Consider the following 24,284-nt stretch of genomic DNA (forward strand, 5'->3'; position numbering starts at 1 on the left):
CCGATTTCCTCGGTGCTTTCCAGTTCTTCGCTTTCGCGTTTCCCTTTCCGGCGGTTCCGACTCTATCAGATCCTTTCGGCGTCTGATTCCCAGTCGGAGGGGATTGCCTTGGGCTTTTCGGCTTTCGCCGTTCGGCCTTTCGACATTCACTACGTTAGTCGATCTCCGCTGCGACTCATAATCGAGTCCCGCGGAGTCGAATTCGGACGTGCGGGCACGCCGAAATCATCCCCGCCAGGGGAAGTCGTAGGTAGTGGGTGGCCGCTTCCGGCTGCAGGCGATTGCCGTACCCGGTTCAAGCGACTCGGGCTACATTACGCATCCCGCAAGGGCGCGTCAACGTGACCTGCGTCTCGGTGCATGGGCCCGGTAGGGGCTCACGGTGGGGTCGTCCGCGACCCAGAAGCGCCAGGGGTGGACTCCCCCGTCGCCGGCCACTCCGGTCCGCGGGCCGCTGCGTACCTGCTCGGGCGGGACGGGGGCGCCCGTGAGGACGCGGATCGGGGTGTCCGCCGGGGTACAGGCGTCGGTGCCGTCGAGGGAGCGGTCGACGTCCAGGGCGGTGGCCAGACGGGCCGGGCCCTTGGCCAGTTCCTTGTCGTTGCGGGCCGAAAGCCTGCGCTCGCGCGCCAGCTCGGCGCCCTCGACGATCTCGCCCGCGCGGAGCAGGACACCGCTCGCCGTGCCCTCGGGGCCGCAGACGAGGTTCATGCAGTGCCACATGCCGTAGGTGAAGTAGACGTACACATGGCCGGGCGGACCGAACATCACGTCGTTGCGGGGGGTGCGGCCGCGGTAGGCGTGCGAGCCGGGGTCGTTCGGGCCGTCGTACGCCTCCACCTCGGTGAGGCGCAGGGCTATCGGACCGTCGGGGGTGGTGCGGACGAGGAGGCGGCCGAGGAGGTCGGGGGCGACCTCCAGTACGGGACGGTCGAAGAACTCCCGAGGCAGTGGCGTACGGTCCGGGGGCGTGATCATGCCCTCCGAGGGTAGTGCAGCCGGGTCGTCGTCCCTGCGGAACCGGTCACGGCCGGTTCGCGTTGGTACGGGTCGAGGGTCCATTCCTAAAGGGAGAGTCAATGGCGTTCAAGAAGCTGCTCGCGAGCCTGGGGGCCGGGGGCGCGTCGGTCGAGACGGTGCTGACCGAGGTCAACGTGGTGCCCGGTGGGGTCGTCCAGGGCGAGGTCCGTATCCAGGGCGGCTCGGTCAACCAGAACATCGAGGGGCTGTCCGTGGGCCTCCAGGCCAGGGTCGAGGTGGAGGGCGGCGACCAGGAGTACAAGCAGGACGTCGAGTTCACCAAGGTGCGGCTCGGCGGGGCCTTCGAGCTCCAGGCCGGGGCGGTGCACGCGGTGCCGTTCGGGCTGGAGATCCCCTGGGAGACGCCCGTCACGGTGATCGAGGGGCAGGAGCTGCGCGGGATGCACATCGGGGTGACCACCGAGCTGCAGATCGCCCGCGCGGTGGACTCCTCCGACCTGGACCCGATCCGCGTGCACCCGCTGCCCGCGCAGAAGGCGCTGCTGGACGCCTTCATCCAGCTGGGCTTCCGCTTCAAGAACGCCGACATGGAGCGCGGCCACATCCGGGGCACCCGGCAGCAGCTGCCCTTCTACCAGGAGATCGAGTTCTACCCGCCGTCGCAGTACCGGGGCCTGAACCAGGTCGAGGTCAGCTTCGTCGCCGACGAGAACGCGATGGACGTCGTGCTGGAGATGGACAAGAGGCCGGGGCTGTTCAGCGAGGGCTCGGACACCTTCCGCTCCTTCCAGGTGGGCCTGCACGACTTCCACGCCACCGACTGGGCGGGTTACCTCAACCAGTGGCTGTCCGAGGTCGGCAGCAAGCGGAACTGGTTCTAGGGTCGGAACACGAACGAGAACGATCAGCAGGAGGTATCGACGTGACCGAGCTCAAGCGGCGGCCGCTCCCCCATGACTTCCATCCGCCCGTGCCGTCGTTCACGGTGACGAGCGAGGACATCACCGAGGGCGGGACGCTGAAGGACGCCCAGGTGCAGTCGGAGGGGAACACCTCTCCGCAGCTGAGCTGGTCCGGCTTCCCGCCGGAGACCAAGAGCTTCGCGGTGACCTGCTTCGACCCGGACGCGCCGACCGGCAGCGGGTTCTGGCACTGGGTGGTCTTCGACATCCCGGCGTCGGTGACGGAGCTGCCGGTGGGTGCGGGCAGCGGCGACTTCGCGGGGCTGCCCGAGGGCGCCGTCCAGGTGCGCAACGACTACGGCGACCCGGGGTTCGTCGGCGCCGCCCCGCCGCCCGACGACGGTCCGCACCGTTACGTGTTCACGGTGTACGCGGTGGACGAGGACAAGCTGAGTGTCGGCGCGGACGCCACTCCGGCGGTCGTCGGCTTCAATCTGCGCTTCCACGCGCTGGCACGTGCCCAGCTCATCGGGGAGTACGAGATTCCCGCGCGCGGCTGAGTGCCCCTTCCGTGTTTGCCCGCCCCTGGTCTTGGAATTGATCAGGGGCGGGCGCTTTTTATTTCGTTGTCCATCTCGTCGCGCCCGTCCAGAGTTGATCCAGGTCCGCCGGGGGTGCGGACAGGCGCACGGGAGGTGGGCGGGATGCGTGGCACGTTGGTCCTGAACGCGAGTTTCGAGCCGCTGTCGACGGTGACGGTGAACCGCGCCGTCGTGCTGGTGCTCCAGGACAAGGCGGTGGTGGAGCAGGCGCACCTCGGGCTGCGGATGCGCGGCACGGCGGTGGACATGCCCGCGCCGAGGGTGATCCGGCTGTGCAGATACGTAAGGGTGCCGTTCCGAAGACAAGCGCCATGGTCGAGGCGGGGTGTGCTGGTGCGGGACCGGCACCGCTGCGCGTACTGCGGGCGGGCGGCGAGCACGGTGGACCATGTGGTGCCGCGGGCGCAGGGCGGTGCGGACTCCTGGCTGAACACGGTGGCGTCCTGCGCGGAGGACAATCACCGCAAGGCCGACCGGACGCCGCAGCAGGCGGGGATGCCGTTGCTGCGGCAGCCCTTCGAGCCGACTCCGGCGGACGCGATGCTGCTGGCGCTGGGGTCGGCCGACTTCGCGGCGCTGCCGGAGTGGCTGGCGCCGCCCGCGGCCGCGTAGGCCGTACATGACAGTGCCGTACATGACAGTGGGGCCCGCTCTCCCTCGCCGGGAGTGCGGGCCCCGTGTCGTGGCCGGGTGGGCTTCAGTCGATGGTCGGCCGCTCGCGGCGGTCGGTGCCGGTGCCCGTGCCCTTGGTCTGCTGGGGTACGGCGCCGCCGCCCCCGCCCCCGCCGAAGTTGCCGAAGTTGCCCATGGCGCCGGAGAGGCCCTTGAGGGCATCGCCGATCTCGCTGGGGACGATCCAGAGCTTGTTGGCGTCGCCCTCGGCGATCTTCGGGAGCATCTGGAGGTACTGGTAGGAGAGCAGCTTCTGGTCCGGGTCGCCCGCGTGGATGGCCTCGAAGACGGTGCGGACGGCCTGGGCCTCGCCCTCGGCGCGGAGGGCCGCTGCCTTGGCCTCACCCTCGGCGCGCAGGATCTGGGACTGCTTCTCGCCCTCGGCGGTGAGGATGGCGGCCTGCCGGGTGCCTTCGGCGGTGAGGATGGCGGCGCGCTTGTCGCGGTCGGCGCGCATCTGCTTCTCCATCGAGTCCTGGATGGAGGTGGGTGGCTCGATGGCCTTCAGCTCGACGCGGTTGACGCGGATGCCCCACTTGCCGGTGGCCTCGTCGAGGACGCCGCGCAGGGCCGCGTTGATCTCCTCGCGGGAGGTCAGGGTCCGCTCCAGGTCCATGCCGCCGATGATGTTGCGCAGCGTGGTGACGGTGAGCTGCTCGATCGCCTGGATGTAGCTGGCGACCTCGTAGGTGGCGGCTCGGGCGTCGGTGACCTGGTAGTAGATGACGGTGTCGATGTTGACCACCAGGTTGTCCTGGGTGATCACCGGCTGGGGCGGGAACGGCACGACCTGTTCGCGCAGGTCGATGCGGTTGCGGATGGTGTCGATGAACGGGACGACGATGTTGAGGCCCGCGTTCAGGGTGCGGGTGTAGCGGCCGAAGCGCTCGACGATGGCCGCGCTGGCCTGTGGGATGACCTGGATGGTCTTGATCAGGGCGATGAAGACCAACACCACCAGAATGACCAGGACGATGATGACCGGTTCCATCGTGTTCCCCGTATCCCCTCTCCGCTTCGGTGCGCGCGGCGGCTGCCGTGGCTGTGAAGGATCTTGCCGGTCGAGTCTGCCAGACCGTCCGGCAAGTCGCGTGCTGTTCGGTTCAGTTGAGTCGTGCGAGGTCAGATGACGATCGCGGTGGCTCCCTCGATGTCCACGACGTCCACCTCCTGGCCGACGTCGTAGGCGCGGGCGGTGTCGAGGGCGCGGGCCGACCAGATCTCCCCGGCGAGCTTGACGCGTCCGCCCGCGCCGTCGACCCGTTCGAGGACGACGGCCTGTTTGCCCTTCAACGCGTCGATCCCGGTGGGCAGATGGGGGCGACGGCTGCCGTGGCGGGCCGCGATGGGGCGGACCACGGCGATGAGCGCGACGGAGACGATCACGAAGGCGAGGACCTGCACGACGATGCCGAAGCCGAGTGCGGCCGCGCCCGCGCCCACCAGGGCTCCGACGGCGAGCATGCCGAACTCGGGCATGGCGGTGACGACGAGCGGGATTCCGAGGGCCACGGCGACCACGAGCCACCACACCCAGGCGTCTATGGCGTTCACCCGGTCATGGTAGGTCCGGGAGCCGGGCCGCCGACAGGGTGCGAACGGACCGGTGGTGGCCGGAAGAAGTGGGTCAGCCCAGCGGGAGGCCGCGCGCGGTCCAGCGCTCGCCCGCCTGCTCGACGACGAGGGGGAGGCCGAAGCAGCGGGAGAGGTTGCGGGAGGTCAGTTCCAGCTCGATCGGTCCGGCGGCGAGCACCTTGCCCTGGCGGATCATGAGGACGTGGGTGAAGCCGGGGGCGATCTCCTCGACATGGTGGGTGACCATGATCATGGAGGGCGCGATGGGGTCGCGGGCGAGCCTGCCGAGGCGGCGGACGAGGTCCTCGCGGCCGCCGAGGTCGAGTCCGGCGGCGGGCTCGTCGAGGAGGAGCAGCTCGGGGTCGGTCATCAGGGCGCGGGCGATCAGGGTGCGCTTGCGCTCGCCCTCGGAGAGGGTGCCGAAGCGGCGGTCGAGGAAGTCGCTCATGCCGAGGCGGTCGAGGAAGGCGCGGGCGCGCTGCTCGTCGATGTCCTCGTACTCCTCCTGCCAGCCCGCGGTCATGCCGTAGGCGGCGGTGAGGACGGTCTGGAGGACGGTCTGGCTCTTGGCGAGCTTCTCGGCCATGGCGATGCCGGCCATGCCGATACGGGGGCGCAGTTCGAAGACGTCGACCTTGCCGAGGGTGTCGCCGAGGATGGTGGCGGTGCCCTTGGTGGGGAAGAGGTAGCTGGACGCGACGTTCAGGAGGGTGGTCTTGCCCGCGCCGTTCGGGCCGAGGATGACCCAGCGCTCACCCTCCTTGACCGACCAGGAGACCTGGTCCACCAGAGCCCGGCCCTCACGGACCACGGATACGTCCTGAAGCTCCAGAACATCGCTCATGAGCGCGTTGTCTCCCCTTGATCTGCGGCCGGTCCCGGCTGTCGCGTACGCCTGTGGCTGGGTCGCCGCGCCGATGGGCGCAGCCCATATGAAATCTACGCCACGAGTGCCCCGCTCCATTCCATCGGTCCGGTCCTTAGGGTGGGGGCATGCTCACGGAACCGCGTTCAGGACGCCTCGCCGCTTGGGGAAATGCCCTATTGGCCGGACTTGTCTCGCCGGATGACGCCGTAGTGGCCGCTGTCGGTGACGACGCGGTGCACCGGGTGGCGGGGCTGCCCGGGGAGAACGGGGTGGTGGGGCTCACGTTGGCGCTGGGCCGACTGCGGGCGCTCGGGGTGAGCGGACTGCGGGTGGCGCTGCCCGCGCCGGGGCATCCGCTGGGGCTGAGCGGTCCGCCGGAGTTCAACGCGCGGGCGCTGGCCGCCGGGGAGGCGGTGCTCTGCACCGGAGCCGCCTTCGGGCTGGTGCCGGAGGTCACGGAGGCGGGTCCGGCGGGCGATGTGCACGTGGAGGTGGTGTGGCACGTGCTGCCGGTACGGGAGGCGCCGCCCGCCGATGTGCCCTCGCTCGGTGAGGCGGAACGGGAGCTGGCGGAGGCGCTGCGGGAGGCCACCGAAGTGCTGTCCCGGCTGGACGTGGCCGGTTCGGGGCCGGTGGCCGCCGCGGCGATCGACGCGTACCGGGCGCGGGCCGAGCGGGACGGGGAGGTGCTGGCGCCGGGGTATCCGCCGCGTGCGGCACGGGTGTTGGAGCTGGCGGGGCGGGTGGGGCTGCTGGTCTCGCTGGCTCAGGAGCGGGGGCACGGGGGTGCGGTGAGCGCCTCGGAGATGGCCTCGCGCGCCGAGGCGTTGCGCCCGGTGGAGCGGACGGCCCGGCGGGCGCGGGTAGCGGCGTACAACTCGGTGGTGGAGGAGCGGGAGCGGCGCTGACGTCCCGGCTCAGTCGGTCATGCCGTGCCGTACGGCCCACAGGGCGGCCTGGGTGCGGTCGGCGAGGTCGAGTTTCATCAGGATGTTGGAGACGTGCGTCTTGACGGTCTTCTCGGAGAGGACGAGGGCGCGGGCTATCTCCCGGTTGGAGCGGCCGTCGGCGATGAGGCCGAGCACCTCGCGCTCCCGCTCGGTGAGTGAGCCTCCTCTCCCCTGGCCCGTGTTGGCCTCTTCCTGGGTGAGGAGGGCGTCGGCCACCTCGGGCTGGAGCAGGATGTGTCCGGCGTGCACGGAGCGGATGGCGGCGGCGAGGGCGTCGGGGTCCACGTCCTTGTAGACGTATCCGACGGCGCCCGCGCGCAGGGCCGGGACGACGGTACGGCGCTCGGTGAAGCTGGTGACGATGAGTACGCGGGCGGGGTTGCCGAGTTCGCGGAGCCCGCGCAGGGCGTCGATGCCGTCGGTGCCGGGCATCTTGACGTCCATCAGGACGACGGCGGGCCTCAGTTCCTCGGCGCGGGCGACTCCCTCGGCGCCGTCGGCGGCCTCGCCGACGACCTCGATGTCGTCCTGTACCTCCAGGAAGGTGCGCAGGCCGCGGCGGACGACCTGGTGGTCGTCGACGAGCAGCACCCTGATCGGGTCAGCCACCGGGCACCTCCATCTCTATCTCCGTGCCCTTGCCGGGCGCCGATTCGACGGTGAGTGTGCCGCCCGCGCCGCTCGCCCGGTCCCGCATGGAGACCAGGCCGAGGTGGCGTCCGGCGCGGCGGACGGCGGTGGGGTCGAAGCCGCGGCCGTCGTCGGTGACGCGGAGGAGGGCTCCGCGGCCGCGTCGTTCCACGTCGACATGGACGTGTGCGGCGCCGGAGTGGCGCAGGGCGTTGTGGAGGGCTTCCTGGGCGACGCGCAGCAGGGCTTCCTCCTGGGCGGCGGGCAGGGCGCGCAGGCCGTGGCCGGTGAAGGTGACGCGGGCGGTGTGGGCGCGGTCGAGGACCTGGATCTGGGTGCGCAGGGTGGCGAGGAGGCCGTCCTCGTCCAGGGCGGCGGGGCGCAACTCGACGACCGCGGCGCGTAGTTCGTCGACGGCTTCGGCGGCGAGGGCGGCGACCTGGTGGAGTTCTTCCTTGGCGCGGGCGGGGTCGCGGTCGACGAGGGCGGTGGCGGCCTGGGCGGTGAGGCGCAGCGAGAACAGCTTCTGGCTCACGGCGTCGTGGAGTTCGTGGGCGAGGCGGGAGCGTTCCTCCGCGATGGTCAGCTCGCGGCTGCGTTCGTAGAGGCGGGCGTTGGTGAGGGCGATGGCGGCGTGCTGGGCGAGGATGCCGAGCAACGACTGGTCCTCCTCGGTGAAGCCGCAACCGCCTTGTGGTCGGGGGCAGTTCTTGTTGGCGAGGAAGAGGGCGCCGATGATCTCGTCCCCGTCCCGGATGGGCAGGCCGAGGAAGTCGGTGAGTTCGGGGTGGGCGTCCGGCCAGCCCTCGAAGCGGGGGTCCTCGCGTACGTCGCCCAGGCGCACCGGGCGGCCCTCGCGCAGCATGGCGGCGAGGATGCCGTGCTGGCGGGGCAGCGGGCCGATGGCCTTCCACTGCGCGTCGCTGACGCCGTCGACGACGAACTGGGCGAAGCCCCCGTGGTCGTCGGGGACGCCGAGGGCCGCGTACTGGGCGTCGAGCAGTTCGCGGGCGGAGGCGACGATCGTCTTGAGGACGTCGCGCACCTCCAGATGTCTGCTCATGGCCAGCAGCGCGGAGCTCACCGCGGCGAGACCGGACCGGGGACCTTGACTCATGCCCTCACGGTACCGGCGTGGCGCAGGCGGGCGTCACGAGGAGGTACAACGCGCGCGCGGGCGGGCGGGCACGCACAGACAGAGGGTGTCCGGGGGGTTTGCTAACGCAGAGAAGCACCCGATGACCCCCGCGTAACATCAGGCCCGTACCGGTGTGAGCCCTCGCATAGGGCGCACATCACTTACGAACGGACATAGGAGACAGAGCACCCCCGAATGAACGGGGCGGATATGCTGATCTGTCCTGTTTTACGTGGACCTGATCCACTACCCGGCTTCGTACGTCACATCATTGCCAGGGCATTTTGCGGCCGCTAAGAATTGCTCCTGTCGCTCAGCGCCGCGGTTCACCCCGCAGCGTTCGTGCTGGAGGAACCGATTCCCCCGGCGGACGCGAGAGCGACCTCCGCGCAAACGAAGAGGTCCATCAAGCCATGCCCAAGAACGCCCTGCATCGTCGTCTCAGTCGCCCGCTCGAGAAGTTCTCCGCGCTGAACAAGCAGCACAAGATCGCCATCGCGGGTGTCAGCACCCTCGGTGCCGCCGCCATCGCCCTGTCCGCCGTTCCCGGCGGTGCCACGACCGTGGCCGGTGGCACCCCGGCCGTGGCCGCCAAGCAGGTGGCCGCCGAGCAGAGCCAGACCCGCGACCTGCACGACACGCTCAGCAGCCCGCTGACGAGCGACAAGGTCAAGCTCGACGCCATCAAGGCCAAGCAGAAGGCCGCTGCCGAGCAGAAGGCCGACGCCGCTGCCAAGCAGCAGGCCGCCGACGCCGCGAAGAAGAAGGCCGCCGCCGAGCGCAAGGCCGCCGAGTCGCGCTCCGCCAAGAAGGCCGCCGACCGGTCCGCGAAGCGTCCCCAGATGGAGACGGTCTCCGCGAAGACCTACAAGAACAACCTCGACGGCTGGATCCGCCAGTCGCTCGACATCATGCACGCCAAGGGCATCCCGGGCAGCTACCACGGGCTGCACAAGAACATCATGCGTGAGTCCTCGGGCAACCCCCGTGCCATCAACGGCTGGGACATCAACGCCATCAACGGCGTCCCGTCCAAGGGTCTGCTCCAGGTGATCCCGCCGACGTTCGCCACGTACCACGTCAAGGGCACCTCGCACGACATCTACGACCCGGTCGCCAACATCACCGCCGCCGCCAACTACGCGGCGCACCGGTACGGCTCGATCGACAACGTGAACAGCGCGTACTGAGGTCGGCGCGGACCTCTGAGACGACGCGGAAGGGCGGCACCCGAACGGGGTGCCGCCCTTCACGTGACTCGTCGCCGAGCGAGCGCCGCTACTTGCGCATGACCTCCGGCTCGTGCCGTCGCAGGAAGCGCGAGACGAGGAAGCCGCAGGCCACCCCGAGCGCGATCAACGCGACCATGTCCAGGCTCCAGGCCGCCGCCGAGTGGTTCCACAGCGGGTCGGTACTGGTCGGGTCGTCGCTGTTCGGCGCGATGTCGTTGAAGTCCAGCGTGGCCCCGGCCCCGGCCACCGCCCAGCGGGACGGCATCAGGTACGAGAACTCGTTGACACCGGGCGTGCCGTGCAGGGTGAACAGGCAGCCGGTGAACACGACCTGGATGATCGCGAACATCACCAGCAGCGGCATGGTCTTCTCCGCGGTCCGCACCAGCGACGAGATGACCAGGCCGAACATCATCGAAGTGAAGCCCAGCGCCATGATCGGCAGGCACAGCTCGAACAGCGTCGAGCCGCCGAAGACGACTCCCCGGTCCGGGATCTCCCGGCTGGCGAAGCCGATCAGGCCCACCATCAGGCCCTGGAGCACCGTGACGGCGCCCAGGACGACCACCTTCGACATCAGGTAGGCCGAGCGGGACAGGCCGGTCGCGCGCTCCCGTTCGTAGATCACCCGCTCCTTGATCAGCTCGCGGACCGAGTTCGCCGCGCCCGCGAAGCAGGCGCCGACCGCGAGGATCAGCAGGACGGTCGTCGCCGTGCCGTTCGGTACGTGCAGGCCGGTCCTGGGGTTGACCGGGTTGACCAGCAGCCCCTTCTCGTGGTCGATCAGCAGGCTGACCGCGCCGAGCACGGCCGGGAGGATCACCGTCAGCGCCAGGAAGCCGCGGTCGGAGCCGATGACCGCCACGTACCGTCTGACCAGCGTGAACAGCTGGGAGCCCCAGCTCTGCGGCTTGGGCGGCTTGACCGCCTGCGGCGGGGGCGCGGTGACGGACTGCGCGGCGACCGCGTCGAGGTCGGCGGCGTACATCTGGTAGTGCTGCGAGCCCTTCCAGCGGCCCGCCCAGTCGTAGTCGCGGTAGTTCTCGAAGGCGGAGAAGACGTCGGCCCAGGTGTCGTAGCCGAAGAAGTTCAGCGCCTCCTCCGGCGGGCCGAAGTAGGCCACCGCGCCGCCCGGCGCCATCACCAGCAGCTTGTCGCACAGGGCCAGCTCGGCGACGGAGTGTGTGACGACCAGGACCGTGCGGCCGTCGTCGGCGAGGCCGCGCAGCAGCTGCATGACATCGCGGTCCATGCCCGGGTCGAGGCCCGAGGTCGGCTCGTCCAGGAAGATCAGCGACGGCTTGGTCAGCAGCTCCAGGGCGACCGAGACGCGCTTGCGCTGGCCGCCGGAGAGCGACGTGATCTTCTTGTCCTTGTGGATGTCGAGCTTCAGCTCGCGCAGCACCTCGTCGATGCGGGCGTCGCGCTCGGCGGGCGTGGTGTCGGCGGGGAAGCGCAGCTTGGCCGCGTACTTCAGCGCCTTCCGGACGCTCAGCTCCTTGTGCAGGATGTCGTCCTGCGGGACCAGGCCGATGCGCTGGCGCAGCTCGGCGAACTGCTTGTACAGGTTCCGGTTGTCGTAGAGCACCTCGCCCTCGTTGGCGGGGCGGTAGCCGGTGAGCGCCTTGAGCAGGGTGGACTTGCCGGAGCCGGACGGGCCGATGACCGCGATCAGGGACTTCTCGGGGGCGCCGAAGGACACGTCCCGCAGGATCTGCTTGCCGCCGTCGACCGTGACGGTGAGGTGGCGGGCGGAGAAGGACACCTCACCGGTGTCGACGAACTCCTCGAGCCGGTCGCCGACGATCCGGAACGCCGAGTGGCCGACACCGACGATGTCGTCCGGGCCGAGGACCGCGGTGCCGCCCTTGGCGATCGGCTGGCCGTTGACGTACGTGCCGTTGTGGGAGCCGAGGTCGCGGATCTCGAAGCGGCCCTCGGGCGTCGTCTGGAACTCGGCGTGGTGCCGGGAGACCTGGAGGTCGGAGACGACGAGGTCGTTGTCCAGCGAACGGCCGATGCGCATCACGCGGCCGAGGGCGAACTGGTGGAACGTGGTCGGGCTGCGGTCGCCGTGGGCGGGCTGCTCCGGCGTACCGGGGGCGCCGCCCTGCTGGTGCGGGAAGGCGGGGGTCTGCTGCGGGCCGCTCTGCCACTCGGCGCCGTGCGGGTGCGCGGGCTGCTGCGGCTGCGCGGCCTGCGGTACGGCCTGCGTCGCCTGGGCCCAGGCCGCGGACTGGGCGGCGTACGGCGCGGCCTGCGCGGCGCCGGGCGCGGTCAGGGCCAGCCGCGGGCCGTCGGTCGCGTTGCCGAGGTGCACGTCGGTGCCGGGCCCCAGCTCCGTCTGTCCGACGCGGTGCCCCCGCACGAAGGTGCCGTTGGTGCTGCCGTGGTCCTCGATGACCCAGCTGTGCCCGTTGAAACGGACCGTGGCGTGTCGCCAGGACACCCTGGCGTCGTCGAAGACGATGTCGCCCTGCGGATCACGTCCGAGGGCGTAGGACCGGGACGGATCGAGCGTCCAGGTCTGTCCGTTTGTTTCCAGTACGAGTTCCGGCACTCCATGCCCCACTGAGTTGTCCCCCGAATTACCCCCGACACGGGGAGTCTAGGGATGTCGAACATCGTGGGGAACTATTCCAGGCGCGGGCCCCCAACTGGTAGTCGGGCGTGTGTGCGCACGGGAGTTGAGGGGCGGATACCGGTGCGGAGGGGGCCAATTGACCGCGAGCGGGACGGACCGGGGTGCTGTCCGGTTGGCGGACCTGTCGGGCGGGGGTTCGTGGGGGCCGGATACGGTGGTGGGACCATGAGCGCTTCGCAGATCGCCGCTTCGCGGACCGGTGAGATCCCCACTCTTCTTGTCAAGATCTTCGGCAAGGACCGGCCGGGCATCACGGCCGGGCTGTTCGACACCCTTGCCGCCTTCCAGGTCGACGTGGTCGACATCGAGCAGGTCGTGACCCGGGGCAGGCTGGTGCTGTGCGCGCTGGTCACCCAGCCCGCCGACGGACTGGAGGGTGATCTCCGGTCGACCGTGCACAGCTGGGCCGAGTCGATGAAGATGCAGGCCGAGATCATCTCGGGGCACGGCGACAACCGTCCGCGCGGTGTCGGCCGCTCGCTGGTGACGGTGCTCGGGCATCCGCTGACCGCCGAGTCGACGGCCGCCATCGCGGCGCGGATCGCCAAGGCGGGCGGCAACATCGACCGTATCTTCCGGCTCGCCAAGTACCCGGTGACGGCGGTGGAGTTCGCCGTGTCCGGAGTGGAGACGGCGCCGCTGCGGACCGCGCTGGCGGCGAGTGCCTCGGCGCTCGGAGTCGATATCGCCGTGGTCTCGGCGGGCCTGCACCGGCGGGCGCAGCGGCTGGTGGTCATGGACGTGGACTCGACCCTGATCCAGGACGAGGTCATCGAGATGTTCGCCGCGCACGCGGGCTGTGAGGCCGAGGTCGCCGCCGTGACGGAGGCGGCGATGCGCGGGGAGCTGGACTTCGAGCAGTCGCTGCACGCGCGGGTGGCCCTGCTGAAGGGGCTGGACGCCTCGGTGGTGGACAAGGTCCGCGAGGAGGTCCGGCTGACGCCGGGCGCGCGGACGCTGATCCGCACGCTGAAGCGGCTGGGCTACCAGGTCGGGGTGGTCTCCGGTGGCTTCACCCAGGTCACGGACGCGCTGCGGGAACGGCTGGGGCTGGACTTCGCGCACGCCAACACGCTGGAGATCGTCGACGGGAAGCTGACCGGCCGGGTCACCGGTGAGGTCGTGGACCGCGCGGGCAAGGCGCGGCTGCTGCGCCGGTTCGCGGCGGAGGCGGGGGTGCCGCTGTCGCAGACGGTGGCGATCGGTGACGGCGCCAATGACCTGGACATGCTGAACGCGGCGGGTCTGGGCGTGGCCTTCAACGCCAAGCCGGTGGTCCGCGAGGCCGCGCACACGGCGGTGAACTTCCCCTTCCTCGACACCGTGCTCTATCTGCTGGGCGTCAGCCGCGAAGAGGTCGAGGCGGCCCAGACGCACGACGAGGACTGAGCGGGGAGAAACGAGAGAAAAAGGGCCCGGAGCCGTCGTGGTTCCGGGCCCTGCCGCATGTCCGCGCAGGTCACTCGGAGGGCGCCCAGTAGTCCACCAGCGTCGCCTTGCCCGGCTCCAGGTCCTTCCAGTCACCGTCGAAGGTCAGGACCGCGAAGGCGGAGGTGGGGAAGCCGCGCCGGTTCATCCGCTCCCGGGCGTCGCCCTCGGCGGTCCCGGCGAGGATCTCGGCCAGATGGTGCACACCGGGGTTGTGGCCGATGAGGATCACGCTGCGCGCGTCGTCCGGGGTCTCGTTCAGCACGGCGATCAGCTCGCCGGGCGAGGCTTCGTAGACCCGGTCCTCATAGACGGTTTTCGGCCGGTGATCCAGTTCGTGCACGGCGAGCTTCCAGGTCTCGCGGGTGCGCACCGCGGTGGAGCAGATGGCCAGATCGAAGGGGATACCGGTGTCGCCCAGCCTGCTGCCCGCGACGGGGGCGTCCGTGCGGCCCCGGTCGGCGAGCGGGCGCTCATGGTCGGAAACCTGGGGCCAGTCGGCTTTCGCATGGCGGAAGAGGACGATCCTGCGGGGTTCAGCGACGCTCATGTCACCCAGCTTCGCATGAAACAGGCCACCTGGCGCAGGGAGTTGACATGCGGATTCACCGGTACGAGCGGGTCGCCGGCTCAGTGCGCGACAAGCTGCCGGGCGCGCTCCAGTATGTGCGCGAGCGCGGGGTCGCCGCTCGCCGCGTGGGCGTCCGACGGGTTCATGATGAGCAGCAGGAGCGCGACGAAGGCGAGTGTCGGCAGCGCCAGCGCCCACCAGGGCAGCCGGGCGGCGGCACCGGCGGGGTGGGGCCGGGTGTGGGCGGGTACCGGCATGGTCGCCTCCGTGGCTCGTCGGGCCGTCCGGGAACCGCTCTCCCGGTACACCTCGAAGCTACGCGGTCACCGGCGGTCAACCCATCCGGGCTTCCACCCACTTGACCCTGATCCCCGCCCCCTAGGGGATGGTGGGGAAAGCCCCCGCCCCACCGCCTCGGGCGGCTGCGATCAGGAGGGGGCGAGCAGCATCGCGACGATGCCGATGACGACGAAGATGGCGAAGAACGAGCCGAAGACGATCAGCATCTTCTTCTGGCCGTTCTGGGGGTTCGGGTCGAGCACAGGCTGCATGCGGCCAGTGTCCCACCCTCGCCCGGGCCCCGGCCCGCCGCCCCCGCCGCCCCCGGCGTCAGCGCCCCGCCTCGTCCTCCACGATCCGGTCCCGTCCGGCGAGGAATCCGACGGCCATCTGCGGCAGCATCAGCGCCGCCATGAGCGCGATCGGCACGCCCCAGCCCCCGGTGCGCTGGTAGAGCACGCCGACCAGCAGCGGGCCGGGGATGGAGAGCAGGTACCCGGTGCTCTGGGCGAACGCGGACAGCTGGGCCACGCCCGGACCGGTGCGGGCCCGCATGCCGACCATGGTGAGCGCGAGCGGGAAGGCGCAGTTGGCCACGCCGAGCAGGACCGCCCAGGCCCAGGCCCCGGCGGCGGGGGCGAGGTACAGCCCGGCGTAGCCCGCGAGGCCGCAGACGCCGAGGGCCAGCACGATGGGCCCCTGGTGGGGCAGCCGGGTCGCCAGGCGCGGGATGACGAAGGCCAGCGGGACGCTCATGACCATGGTGACCGCGAGCAGCACGCCCGCCGTACCGGCCGGGACCCCGGCGTCGCGGAAGATCTGCGGCATCCAGCCCATGGTGATGTACGCGGCGGTGGCCTGGAGGCCGAAGAAGACGGCGAGTGCCCAGGCGGTGCGGCTGCGGGCGATCCGGAGCCGGGGTGCCGCCTCCGCGCCCGGAACCGGCACCGGTGCGGGCACCCGCTCGCGGACCAGCGGCAGCCAGGGCAGCACGGCGACGCCCGCGAGGATCGCCCACACGGCGAGCCCGGACTGCCAGCGGCCGCCGAGGGCGCCGGTCAGGGGCACGGTGACGGCGGCTGCGAGGGAGGTGCCGAGGGCCAGTGCCATCGAGTACAGGCCGGTCATGGTGCCGACGCGGTCCGGGAACCAGCGCTTGACGATGACCGGCATCAGCACGTTGCTCACCGCGATGCCCATCAGGGCGAGCGCGCTGGCGGCCAGGAACCCGGCGGTGCTGCCGATGTAGGGCCGGATCAGCAGACCGGCGGTGATGGCGGTCATGCCCGCGCAGACCACCGCGCCGGGCCCGAAGCGGCGGGCGAGGCGGGGTGCGGTGGCGCCGAAGACGGCGAAGCACAGCGGGGGCACGGAGGTGAGCAGTCCGGCGACGCCGCCGCTCATGCCGAGCCCGTCGCGGACCTCCTCCAGGAGCGCGCCCAGGCTGGTGATGGCCGGGCGGAGGTTGACGGCGGCCAGCACGATGCCGACGACGACCAGCCGCACGGCCCAGACGGGCGGCGCCGTGGCGGTGGTCGGTACGGGGATCTCGGTGTCGGGGCGGTGCGGAACCGTCCGGGTCTCCTCAGCCATGAGACCCATCATAGAATCATGGGATGATTGGTTGTCCATTCCGGAGCCGACTCCGTACGGGGCGCCCCGGTCCGGCCGGTTCGTGCGGGCCGGAACCCACATGCCAAGGTGAGCCATGCCTCTGAGCCACCCGCGCCGTTCGGCGCTGTCCGAACAGGTCATCGCCGAGCTGCGCGCCCAGATCACGTCCGGCGAGTGGCCGGTCGGCTCCCGCATCCCGACCGAGCCGGAGCTGGTCGAGCAGCTGGGTGTGGCCCGCAACACCGTCCGCGAGGCGGTACGGGCGCTCGCGCACAATGGTCTGCTGGACATCCGCCAGGGCTCCGGCACCTATGTGGTCGCCACCAGCGAGCTGGCCGGGGTGATGCACCGCAGGTTCGCCGACGCCGATCCCCGGCACATCGCGGAGCTGCGGTCCACGCTGGAGTCGTCGGCGGCGAAGCTGGCGGCGGAACGGCGTACCGAGAAGGACCTGAAGCAGCTGGACGCGCTGCTGACCCGGCGCGAGGAGGCGTGGGAGGCCGGGGAGGCGGAGGCGTTCGTGGCGGCCGACGCCACCTTCCACCTGGCCGTGGTGTCCGCGTCGCACAACGACGTGATGACGGCGATGTACGCGGACCTCGGCGAGGTGCTGCGGGACTGGCTGCGCGCGGACGTGGGCGCCGACCTGGAGCAGCGCTCGTACATGGACCACGCCCGGCTGGTGGACGCGATCCGTACCGGGGACGCGCGGGCGGCGGCCGTCGAGGCGGCGAGCTACCCCTTCCAGTGCCGTCCGGAGCGGTTCAGCCCGCCTTCTGGTGGCTGATCCACACCACCCGGATCTCCTTCCAGCACCGGCCGGTCAGCTTCACGGTCATGGCGGGCCCGGCCGCCACCGGCGCGCTGTCGGTGTCGATGTCCCACCAGCGGGCGCACTCGATGTGCAGCCGTACCCGGTCGATGTGCACGTAGGGGTTGTGGCAGTGGGCCACGACCTCGGAGCCGTCCACCTTGGTCCGGCAGGACGCGCCGAAGAGGTCGGGGGCGTGCGGCTTGCCGTCACCGGCGCGGGCCACTCCGCCGGGCAGAGCGAGGACCAGTGCCGCGGCCGCGGTCACCGGGGTCAGGCTGCGGGGAAGACGCACGTAGGGGGACCTCCTCGGCCGGCGCTGCGGAGGGGACGCGTACTACGAGGGTGCGTCGCCGGAGCCGGGTCGGCCCGGCCGGGGACCCGTACGGGTGAGGCCCGCACCCCCATTGAGGGGTACGGGCCTCGCGCGTGCGGTGTCGGTCAGGCGCCGATGGCGTGCAGACCGCCGTCGACGTGGATGATCTCGCCGGTGGTCTTCGGGAACCAGTCGCTGAGCAGGGCGACGATGCCCTTGCCCGCGGGCTCCGGGTCCTTCAGGTCCCACTCCAGCGGGGAGCGGCTGTCCCACACGGCGGCCAGGTCGGAGAAGCCCGGGATGGACTTCGCGGCCATGGAGCCGAGCGGGCCCGCGGAGACGAGGTTGCAGCGGATGTTCTGCTTGCCCAGGTCACGCGCCATGTAGCGGCTGGTGGCCTCCAGGGCGGCCTTGGCCGGGCCCATCCAGTCGTACTGCGGCCAGGCGTACTGCGCGTCGAAGGTGAGGCCGACGACCGAGCCGCCGTTCTGCATCAGCGGCAGGCACGCCATGGTCAGCGACTTCAGCGAGAAGGCGGAGACGTGCATGGCGGTGGCGACCGACTCGAACGGCGTGTTCAGGAAGTTGCCGCCGAGCGCGTCCTGCGGGGCGAAGCCGATGGAGTGGACGACACCGTCCAGGCCGCCCAGCTCCTCGCCGACGATGTCGGCCAGGCGCGCGAGGTGCTCCTCGTTGGTGACGTCCAGCTCGATGACCTTGGCGGGCTTCGGCAGCTTCTTGGCGATGCGCTCGGTCAGCGTGGGGCGCGGGAACGCGGTCAGGATGATCTCCGCGCCCTGCTCCTGGGCCAGCCGGGCCGCGTGGAAGGCGATGGAGGCTTCCGTCAGCACACCCGTGATCAGGATGCGCTTGCCCTCGAGAATTCCGCTCATGGTGTTCAGTGACCCATTCCCAGTCCGCCGTCAACGGGAATGACGGCTCCAGTGATGTACGAGGCGTCGTCCGAGGCGAGGAACTTCACCGCCGCGGCGACCTCCTCCGGCTCGGCGTACCGGCCGAGCGGCACCTGCGACACGATGCCCTTGCGCTGCTCGTCGTTGAGCGCCTTGGTCATGTCCGTGTCGACGAAGCCGGGTGCGACGACGTTGAAGGTGATGTTGCGCGAGCCCAGCTCACGGGCGAGGGAGCGCGCGAAGCCGACCAGCGCGGCCTTCGAGGCGGCGTAGTTCGCCTGCCCCGCCGAACCGAGCAGACCGACCACCGAGGAGATCAGGACGACGCGGCCCTTCTTGGCCCGCAGCATGCCCCGGTTGGCACGCTTGACGACCCGGAAGGTGCCGGTGAGGTTGGTGTCGATGACCGAGGTGAAGTCCTCCTCGGACATGCGCATCAGCAGCTGGTCCTTGGTGACGCCCGCGTTGGCGATCAGGACCTCGACGGGGCCGTGCCGCTCCTCGATCTCCTTGTACGCCTGCTCGACCTGCTCGGCGTCGGTGATGTCGCACTTGACGGCGAGGAAGCCCGCCGGGGGCTCGCCCGAGCGGTACGTGATGGCGACCTTGTCGCCTGCGTCGGCGAAAGCGCGGGCGATGGCGAGGCCGATGCCCCGGTTGCCTCCGGTGACGAGAACCGAGCGGCTCAACGGATCACCCTTTCGTTAGCGGTCTGCAGCGTTCCGACAATCCGCCCGGACGCCCTGCTGAGGGGCGGGAGAGGCGGCTTCCCCGAAAACCTATCGGTCCGGCCACGACCACGGACAATCGGGCACCGACAGTGACACATCCCTGCTCCTGTCGGATTCCTACAGATCAGGACCCGCCGGTCGCGCACTCCGCCCACACCGTCTTGCCCGGGCCCGTGCGGGGGCTCGTGCCCCAGCGGGTGGCTGCCGCCTCGATCAGGAGGAGGCCGCGGCCCCCCTCGGCGGTGGGGTCCGGGGCCGGGAGTTTCGGGTGGTCGGGGTGGGTGTCGGAGACCTCCACGCGTACGTGGTCGGCCTCGCGGTGGAGGCGGAGCTCGAAGTCCCTTCCGGGTACGCGGCCGTGCAGTACCGCGTTCGCTGCGAGTTCGGCGACGACGAGGGCGACGGTTTCCGAGGCGGGGCTGCCGTACGGGTGCCCCCAGCGGTCCATCTGGTGCACGGCCAGCATCCGCGCGAGGCGCGCACCCCGCCTGGTGGCGGAGAAACGCTGAGCGAACGTACGTACGGTGACTGCCTCTTGGGCGGGTGAGGACGACATACGTCCAGCGTGAGGAGTCTGTCGGCTTCACCAACAGGAACGAAGCCCATACAACTCCGCTTGTATCAGTGCACACTCTGGACTGGGTGGGTCACTCCCCGTGACGCTGCTCGGATTGAATGGAGGCTGAGATGACGGCGGACCAGGGTGGGGGCAATGTCGAGATCGAACCTTCCGAGAGCCTCAAAACCTTCGGTGCGGTGCTGAAGTCGCTGCGGGAACTGGCTGATCTGACACAGGACGATTTCGCGAAGCGGGTGGGGTACTCGGTCGCGTACATCGCCAAGATCGAGCAGGGGAAGCGGTTCCCGCCCACGGATCTACCAGGGCGGGCGGAGGAGGCCCTGGGACCGCTGGCGTCCAAAGTACTTACAGATGCGGCGAAGACCCTGACGAGACGGGCGGGCCTCGCTTCCTGGTTCCAACAGTGGGCGGGGATCGAGGAGGAGGCAGCCACCTTGTACGCGTACGAATGCCGTGCAGTACCGGGACTGTTGCAGCCGGAGACGTACATCAGGGCGTTGTTCGACCGTCGATTGCCCCCCACTACCCAGGAGCAGGTCGACTACTACGTGAAAGCTCGGCTGGACCGGCAACTGCTCATCTCCACCCGGCCCACCACCGAGTTCGGCTTCGTCATCGAACAGTGCATCCTTGATCGGCGCATGGGGGGCCGCGAGGTGACGAAGCAGGTCATCGACCATCTCCTCGAGATGGGTGCCCGACGTAATGTCGCGATCCAGATCATGCCCAGGGTCCAGGAAGACCACGCTGGAATCGAGGGCACGATGTACCTGGCCGAGACTCCCGCCAACCAGTGGCTCGCTTACACGGAAGGGCAGCGGTCGAACAATCTGATCCCCACGCCAAAAGACGTAAGCATGTTGCTTCAGCGCTACGGCAAGTTACGTTCCCAGGCATTGGACTGCCGGGCTACCGTGGAGCTACTGGAACAAATGCGAGGAGCGCTATGAGCACCACCGATGAGTCGGCGTGGTTCAAGAGCAGCTACAGCGACACCCATGGCGGCAACTGCGTCGAAGTAGCCATGCGCCCAAAGACGGTCCACATCCGTGACTCCAAGGACAAGCGCATCCAGCCCCTCACCATCACGCCGGAGGCATGGGTCGCGTTCACTGAAGCCCCGCAAGGCTGAGGTCCACCGCCCTCGCTGAGTCCTGGATCGACTCCGGTCGGCTCGCCCCCGGTATCGGGATCACCGCCGGGGAGCGGCTCAGCAGCCACGCCAAGACGACCCGCTGCACACTGACCCCCTGTTCGGCGGCTATGCGGTGGAAGATCGTACCCGTGGAGGTCGAACCCGACGGGCCGTCCAGCGCGCTGCGCGAGATGCCGCCCAGGGGGCTCCACGGCAGGAAGGCCAGTCCGAGCCGGGTGCTGAGTTCGAGGGTGGGCTCCAAGTCCCGTACCGCGGGCGAGTACTGGTTCTGCACGGAGACCAGCCCGTCGCCGAGGATGGCGTGGGCCTCGTGGATCTGGTCCGTGGTCACGTTGGAGATCCCCGCGCAGCGGATCGTGCCCGCGTCGAGCAGGTCGCGCAGCGCGCCCACGGACTCCGCCCAGGGCACCGCGGGATCGGGCTTGTGGAGCTGGTAGAGGCCGATCGCGTCCCCGCCCAACCGCCTGAGCGAGGCTTCCGCGGCGGCCTTGAGATACGCGGGCGCGCCGTTCACCGTCCAGCCGCCGTCGCCCGAGCGGCCGCGGCCTCCCTTGGTGGCGACCAGGATGTGCGAGGTGTCGCCGCCGTAGCGGGAGAGGGCGCGGGCGACGAGGAGTTCGTTGTGGCCACGCTCGTCCGCGTGCCAGTAGTAGCTGTCGGCGGTGTCGATGAGGGTGACGCCCGCGTCGAGGGCGGCGTGGACGGTCGCGACGGCGCGGTCCTCGTCCGGGCGGTGCTCGATGGACAGCGGCATCGCGCCGAGGCCGATCGCGCTGACCTCGGTGTTTCCCAGGCGGCGGTACTTCATAGGGGTGTCCTCCCGTACGGGTCAGAGGGCTTCGGTCACCGCTGCGGGCAGCCACTCGGCGGTGTGGGAGAAGGTGAACCCCAGCCGTTTCGCGCGGGCGTTGCTCATGGCGTAGTGGCGGTCGAAGGAGAAGGGTGAGGCCGCCTCGCCCGGGGCGGCGGTCCGGTACGTCGGCTCCCGGCCGACCCGCGCGCCGATCACCGCGCTCAGCTCGCGCGCGTCGAACAAACCGTCCGAGCAGGCGTTCAGCGGGCCGGTGTGGTCCGTGCACATGGCCGCCCACCACACCACTTCCGCCAGTTCCTGGTAGTGGACGAACACGGAGGGCAGCACCATGGGGTGCACCACCACCGGCCTGCCCTCGGTGACGCGCTCCACGTAGTGGGCCAGTCGGCCGGTGAACTCCTCCGCGCCGCCACCGAGCACATGTGCGGCGCGCACGGAGGCGAACGCGAACCCGGCGTGCCGGGTGAACGCGGCCTCCGCCTGACGCTTGCCCTCGGCGTAGTGCGCCTCCAGGTAGGCGGCGTCGTGCCAGGGCAGGTCCGTACGCACGGGCCAGGCGGCGGGGTCGACGGCCTCCTCCGGCACCGGCGTGCCGGGCGGGAGGGCGGGCAGCTCGGCGGTCGCGGGGTCGTAGACCTCGATGGTGGACGTCATCACGTACCGGCTGGTGCGGCCCCGGAAGGCGCGCACGGCGGCGAGGGCTTGCACCGGGGTGTAGCAGACCTGGTCGACGACCACGTCGAAGGTGCGTGCGGCGAGGGCGGCGGTGAGGGCACTCTCGTCGTCGCGGTCGAGGACGAGGTGCTCGACGCCGTCGGGCGGCCGGGTGGAACCACGGTTGATCACCGTGACGTGGTGTCCAGCGGCCAGTGCCCGCTGGACCAGGAGTTTGCCGAAGTACCGGTTTCCGCCGATGACGCAGATCCTTTGCATGCCCTGATCCTGGGCGCCTAAAGTCCCCAGCAGAAGTGGTGACTTGGTGCATACGTATGAAGGATCACTGTTGATCGACGTACAGCGGTTGCGCGTGCTGCGGGCGGTGGCGGAGCACGGCAGTTTCAACCGGGCGGCGACCGCCCTGCGCCTGACCCCCTCGGCCGTCTCCCAGCATGTCGCGGCCCTGGAGCGCAGCCTCGGCACGCGGGTCGTGGAGCGCAGCACCCGAGGGGTGACCCTCACCCCGGCCGGGCACATCATGGTGGGCGCCGCCGAGTCGGTGGCCGCCGAACTGACGCACGCCAGGCGGGAGGTCGACCGGCTGGGCACCGGCCGTACCCAGTTCACCGTCGCCACCTTCACCAGCGGGGGCCGCCTCCTGCTGCCCGGCGCCCTCGCCCGGCTGACGGCCGCCCATCCCGGCACCGTGGTCCATGTCCGCGAGGCCGAACCCGAGGAGGCCCTGCGCCTGGTCCGGCAGGGCGCCGTGGACGCCGCCGTCGCCTACCACTTCGACGGCCCGCTGCCCGGCGAACCGGGCCGGAGGACCCCGGTGGAGTGGACCGCGCTGCTGGCGGACCCCCTGCACATGGTCCTCCCCGAGGCGCATCCCCTGGCCGGGCGCCGGGCGCTCGACATCGCCGAGCTGGCCGAGGAGCCCTGGGTGCTCGGCTGCCTCAAGACCGAGGCGTACCTGCGCCGGTACGCGGACCGGGCGGGTTTCACACCGGAGGTGCGCGGCACGACGACCGACTACTTCTTCGCCTGCTCGCTCGTCGCGGCGGGCCTGGGCGTCTCCCTGATCCCGTCCATCGCCCTGGCCCCGCCGCCGCCCGGGGTGCGTGTCGTCCCGGTCTCCCCTCCGGGGCCCGCTCGGCACATCGGCGTCGCCGTGCCACGGGGCCGCGGCGACCACCCTTACGTGACGACCCTGGTCGGGGCGCTGCGGGACGAGGCCGCGGCGGTACGCACTATCGTGCCCCCATGCCCGGTGATCTGATCCGCATCGTCTCCCGCAACTCCCCCATGGCGCTCGCCCAAGTAGAGCGCGTGCAAGCCGAGTTGGCCGTACTCCACCCCCACGTCCGTACCGAGGTGCTGCCGGTCACGACCACCGGGGACCGCTGGATGGGTGACCTCGCCCAGGTCGAGGGCAAGGGGGCCTTCACCAAGGAGGTGGACGCCGCCCTGCTCAGGGGCGACGCCGACCTCGCCGTGCACTGCATGAAGGACGTCCCCGGCGACCGCCCCATCCCGGCGGGGACCCTCTTCGCCGCCCACCTCGCACGGGACGACATCCGGGACGCCCTGGTCGACCCGCGGGGCCGCACCCTGGACCAGCTCCCGGCCGGGACCCGCATCGGCACCTCCTCCGTGCGCCGTGTCGCACAACTCGCCGCCTCCCACCCGCAGCTGGACTGCGTGCCGATCCGGGGCAACGCCAACAAGCGGCTGGAGAAGATGGCGGCCGGGGACGCGGACGCGCTGATCCTCGCCGTGTCCGGGCTGGAGCGCATCGGCCGGATGGACGCCGTCAGCGAGATCCTGACGCTGGAGACCATGCTCCCGCCGATCGGCGCGGGCGTCCTCGCCCTGCAGTGCCGGGAGGACGACACCGAGACGGTCGACCTCGTCAGCGGCCTCGGCGACCCGGCCACCCACCGCGAGACCACCGCCGAGCGGATGCTGCTGCACGTCCTCCAGGGACACTGCAACTCGCCGATCGCTGGGTACGCCCGGACCGAGCGGAACGGCGAACTCTCGCTGCGCGCCGCCGTGTTCACGCCCGACGGCAAGACCGTCCTCAACGCGCACGAATGGGCGGGGCGCCTCGACCCCGCCACCCTCGGCACCTCCGTCGCCGTCGCCCTGCTCCGGCAGGGCGCGCGGGAACTCATCGACGGCATCGCCCACTGAGACCGCCGGGGCCCGCCTCCGGA

General features: G+C 70.6%; 28 protein-coding genes. 11 read left to right on the forward strand and 17 right to left on the reverse strand.

Annotated features, from left to right (window positions below; translation table 11 throughout):
* Window positions 1-336: 336 nt before the first annotated feature.
* A complete protein-coding gene (locus ACI2LY_RS13765) occupies window positions 337-978 on the reverse strand; it encodes a DNA-3-methyladenine glycosylase (RefSeq protein WP_404707337.1) in 642 nt (213 codons plus the stop codon).
* A gap of 101 nt (window positions 979-1,079) precedes the next feature.
* Here ACI2LY_RS13765 and ACI2LY_RS13770 point away from each other — a divergent pair, with 101 nt between their 5' ends.
* The 3 genes from ACI2LY_RS13770 to ACI2LY_RS13780 all read left to right on the forward strand — a co-directional run bounded on the left by ACI2LY_RS13770 (window position 1,080) and on the right by ACI2LY_RS13780 (window position 3,097).
* Entirely contained in the window at window positions 1,080-1,862 is a 783-nt protein-coding gene (locus ACI2LY_RS13770; protein ID WP_404707338.1) for a sporulation protein, read from the forward strand.
* A gap of 41 nt (window positions 1,863-1,903) precedes the next feature.
* Window positions 1,904-2,443, forward strand: coding sequence for a YbhB/YbcL family Raf kinase inhibitor-like protein (locus tag ACI2LY_RS13775; RefSeq protein WP_401639901.1), 540 nt, complete (start codon window positions 1,904-1,906; stop codon window positions 2,441-2,443).
* Window positions 2,444-2,587: 144 nt separating this feature from the next.
* Window positions 2,588-3,097, forward strand: a complete 510-nt coding sequence (locus tag ACI2LY_RS13780) for an HNH endonuclease (RefSeq protein ID WP_393911417.1) — start codon at window positions 2,588-2,590, stop codon at window positions 3,095-3,097.
* An 85-nt stretch (window positions 3,098-3,182) separates the two neighbouring features.
* On the opposite strand, the gene ACI2LY_RS13785 is transcribed toward ACI2LY_RS13780, so the two are convergent.
* The 3 genes from ACI2LY_RS13785 to ACI2LY_RS13795 all read right to left on the reverse strand — a co-directional run bounded on the left by ACI2LY_RS13785 (window position 3,183) and on the right by ACI2LY_RS13795 (window position 5,576).
* A complete protein-coding gene (locus tag ACI2LY_RS13785) occupies window positions 3,183-4,148 on the reverse strand; it encodes an SPFH domain-containing protein (protein WP_404707339.1) in 966 nt (321 codons plus the stop codon).
* Window positions 4,149-4,279: 131 nt separating this feature from the next.
* Window positions 4,280-4,711 (reverse strand): NfeD family protein, encoded by a 432-nt coding sequence (locus ACI2LY_RS13790; RefSeq protein WP_388991643.1) that lies wholly within the window; start codon window positions 4,709-4,711, stop codon window positions 4,280-4,282.
* Between the two features lie 73 nt (window positions 4,712-4,784).
* Entirely contained in the window at window positions 4,785-5,576 is a 792-nt protein-coding gene (locus ACI2LY_RS13795) for an ABC transporter ATP-binding protein (protein ID WP_388991645.1), read from the reverse strand.
* Between the two features lie 149 nt (window positions 5,577-5,725).
* Between ACI2LY_RS13795 and ACI2LY_RS13800 the strand changes: the two genes are divergently transcribed.
* Complete coding sequence (locus ACI2LY_RS13800; RefSeq protein WP_404707340.1) at window positions 5,726-6,508, forward strand: hypothetical protein; 783 nt, start codon at window positions 5,726-5,728, stop codon at window positions 6,506-6,508.
* A gap of 9 nt (window positions 6,509-6,517) precedes the next feature.
* Here ACI2LY_RS13800 and ACI2LY_RS13805 read toward each other — a convergent pair whose 3' ends face one another.
* Together ACI2LY_RS13805 and ACI2LY_RS13810 are read right to left on the reverse strand one after the other, a co-directional pair.
* Window positions 6,518-7,159 (reverse strand): response regulator, encoded by a 642-nt coding sequence (locus tag ACI2LY_RS13805; protein ID WP_404707341.1) that lies wholly within the window; start codon window positions 7,157-7,159, stop codon window positions 6,518-6,520.
* Window positions 7,152-8,297, reverse strand: a complete 1,146-nt coding sequence (locus ACI2LY_RS13810) for a GAF domain-containing sensor histidine kinase (protein ID WP_404707342.1) — start codon at window positions 8,295-8,297, stop codon at window positions 7,152-7,154. The genes ACI2LY_RS13805 and ACI2LY_RS13810 overlap by 8 nt, the downstream gene beginning before the upstream one ends.
* A 434-nt stretch (window positions 8,298-8,731) precedes the next feature.
* On the opposite strand from ACI2LY_RS13810, the gene ACI2LY_RS13815 reads away from it, so the two are divergent.
* Entirely contained in the window at window positions 8,732-9,508 is a 777-nt protein-coding gene (locus ACI2LY_RS13815; RefSeq protein ID WP_404707343.1) for a transglycosylase SLT domain-containing protein, read from the forward strand.
* An 88-nt stretch (window positions 9,509-9,596) separates the two neighbouring features.
* Here the strand turns inward: ACI2LY_RS13815 and ACI2LY_RS13820 are convergent, their stop codons facing one another.
* Window positions 9,597-12,110, reverse strand: coding sequence for an FHA domain-containing protein (locus ACI2LY_RS13820; protein WP_404707344.1), 2,514 nt, complete (start codon window positions 12,108-12,110; stop codon window positions 9,597-9,599).
* 249 nt (window positions 12,111-12,359) lie between these two features.
* Here ACI2LY_RS13820 and serB point away from each other — a divergent pair, with 249 nt between their 5' ends.
* On the forward strand, window positions 12,360-13,583 hold the full coding sequence (serB, locus tag ACI2LY_RS13825) for a phosphoserine phosphatase SerB (RefSeq protein ID WP_404707345.1): 1,224 nt from the start codon (window positions 12,360-12,362) through the stop codon (window positions 13,581-13,583).
* A 70-nt stretch (window positions 13,584-13,653) separates the two neighbouring features.
* Here the strand turns inward: serB and ACI2LY_RS13830 are convergent, their stop codons facing one another.
* The 4 genes from ACI2LY_RS13830 to ACI2LY_RS13845 form a co-directional block, all read right to left on the reverse strand.
* Window positions 13,654-14,172: a SixA phosphatase family protein gene (locus tag ACI2LY_RS13830; protein ID WP_404707346.1), complete on the reverse strand. Its 519-nt coding sequence runs from the start codon at window positions 14,170-14,172 to the stop codon at window positions 13,654-13,656.
* Window positions 14,173-14,252: 80 nt separating this feature from the next.
* Window positions 14,253-14,450 (reverse strand): hypothetical protein, encoded by a 198-nt coding sequence (locus tag ACI2LY_RS13835; RefSeq protein WP_404707347.1) that lies wholly within the window; start codon window positions 14,448-14,450, stop codon window positions 14,253-14,255.
* 171 nt (window positions 14,451-14,621) lie between these two features.
* Window positions 14,622-14,744 (reverse strand): SGM_5486 family transporter-associated protein, encoded by a 123-nt coding sequence (locus ACI2LY_RS13840; protein ID WP_267881280.1) that lies wholly within the window; start codon window positions 14,742-14,744, stop codon window positions 14,622-14,624.
* A 58-nt stretch (window positions 14,745-14,802) separates the two neighbouring features.
* The gene (locus tag ACI2LY_RS13845) at window positions 14,803-16,077 is read right to left on the reverse strand and encodes a CynX/NimT family MFS transporter (protein ID WP_404707348.1); all 1,275 of its coding nucleotides are present in this window, start codon (window positions 16,075-16,077) and stop codon (window positions 14,803-14,805) included.
* 103 nt (window positions 16,078-16,180) lie between these two features.
* Between ACI2LY_RS13845 and ACI2LY_RS13850 the strand changes: the two genes are divergently transcribed.
* Window positions 16,181-16,873, forward strand: coding sequence for a FadR/GntR family transcriptional regulator (locus ACI2LY_RS13850; RefSeq protein ID WP_404707349.1), 693 nt, complete (start codon window positions 16,181-16,183; stop codon window positions 16,871-16,873).
* Here the strand turns inward: ACI2LY_RS13850 and ACI2LY_RS13855 are convergent.
* The 4 genes from ACI2LY_RS13855 to ACI2LY_RS13870 all read right to left on the reverse strand — a co-directional run bounded on the left by ACI2LY_RS13855 (window position 16,851) and on the right by ACI2LY_RS13870 (window position 19,414).
* Window positions 16,851-17,192 (reverse strand): hypothetical protein, encoded by a 342-nt coding sequence (locus ACI2LY_RS13855; protein WP_393911404.1) that lies wholly within the window; start codon window positions 17,190-17,192, stop codon window positions 16,851-16,853. The genes ACI2LY_RS13850 and ACI2LY_RS13855 overlap by 23 nt on opposite strands.
* 146 nt (window positions 17,193-17,338) lie before the next feature.
* Entirely contained in the window at window positions 17,339-18,106 is a 768-nt protein-coding gene (fabI, locus tag ACI2LY_RS13860; protein WP_404707350.1) for an enoyl-ACP reductase FabI, read from the reverse strand.
* Window positions 18,107-18,111: 5 nt separating this feature from the next.
* The gene (gene fabG / locus ACI2LY_RS13865; protein WP_388991684.1) at window positions 18,112-18,816 is read right to left on the reverse strand and encodes a 3-oxoacyl-[acyl-carrier-protein] reductase; all 705 of its coding nucleotides are present in this window, start codon (window positions 18,814-18,816) and stop codon (window positions 18,112-18,114) included.
* A gap of 166 nt (window positions 18,817-18,982) precedes the next feature.
* Window positions 18,983-19,414, reverse strand: coding sequence for an ATP-binding protein (locus tag ACI2LY_RS13870; RefSeq protein WP_404707351.1), 432 nt, complete (start codon window positions 19,412-19,414; stop codon window positions 18,983-18,985).
* 131 nt (window positions 19,415-19,545) lie between these two features.
* Here ACI2LY_RS13870 and ACI2LY_RS13875 point away from each other — a divergent pair, with 131 nt between their 5' ends.
* Both ACI2LY_RS13875 and ACI2LY_RS13880 read left to right on the forward strand, forming a co-directional pair.
* Window positions 19,546-20,388 carry a helix-turn-helix domain-containing protein gene (locus ACI2LY_RS13875; protein WP_404707352.1) on the forward strand — a complete coding sequence of 281 codons (843 nt, stop codon included), beginning with the start codon at window positions 19,546-19,548 and terminating at the stop codon, window positions 20,386-20,388.
* On the forward strand, window positions 20,385-20,570 hold the full coding sequence (locus ACI2LY_RS13880) for a DUF397 domain-containing protein (protein ID WP_404707353.1): 186 nt from the start codon (window positions 20,385-20,387) through the stop codon (window positions 20,568-20,570). Before ACI2LY_RS13875 ends, ACI2LY_RS13880 begins: the two co-directional genes overlap by 4 nt.
* Here ACI2LY_RS13880 and ACI2LY_RS13885 read toward each other — a convergent pair.
* Window positions 20,548-21,402 (reverse strand): aldo/keto reductase, encoded by an 855-nt coding sequence (locus tag ACI2LY_RS13885; protein ID WP_404707354.1) that lies wholly within the window; start codon window positions 21,400-21,402, stop codon window positions 20,548-20,550. The genes ACI2LY_RS13880 and ACI2LY_RS13885 overlap by 23 nt on opposite strands.
* Window positions 21,403-21,423: 21 nt before the next feature.
* The gene (locus ACI2LY_RS13890; RefSeq protein ID WP_404707355.1) at window positions 21,424-22,341 is read right to left on the reverse strand and encodes an NAD-dependent epimerase/dehydratase family protein; all 918 of its coding nucleotides are present in this window, start codon (window positions 22,339-22,341) and stop codon (window positions 21,424-21,426) included.
* A gap of 70 nt (window positions 22,342-22,411) precedes the next feature.
* Here ACI2LY_RS13890 and ACI2LY_RS13895 point away from each other — a divergent pair, with 70 nt between their 5' ends.
* Window positions 22,412-23,344 carry a LysR family transcriptional regulator gene (locus ACI2LY_RS13895; RefSeq protein WP_404707356.1) on the forward strand — a complete coding sequence of 311 codons (933 nt, stop codon included), beginning with the start codon at window positions 22,412-22,414 and terminating at the stop codon, window positions 23,342-23,344.
* Window positions 23,329-24,261, forward strand: coding sequence for a hydroxymethylbilane synthase (gene hemC, locus ACI2LY_RS13900; protein ID WP_404707357.1), 933 nt, complete (start codon window positions 23,329-23,331; stop codon window positions 24,259-24,261). Before ACI2LY_RS13895 ends, hemC begins: the two co-directional genes overlap by 16 nt.
* Window positions 24,262-24,284: the final 23 nt, after the last annotated feature.

Source organism: Streptomyces sp. NPDC002176, from assembly GCF_044903645.1.
GTDB lineage: Bacteria > Actinomycetota > Actinomycetes > Streptomycetales > Streptomycetaceae > Streptomyces.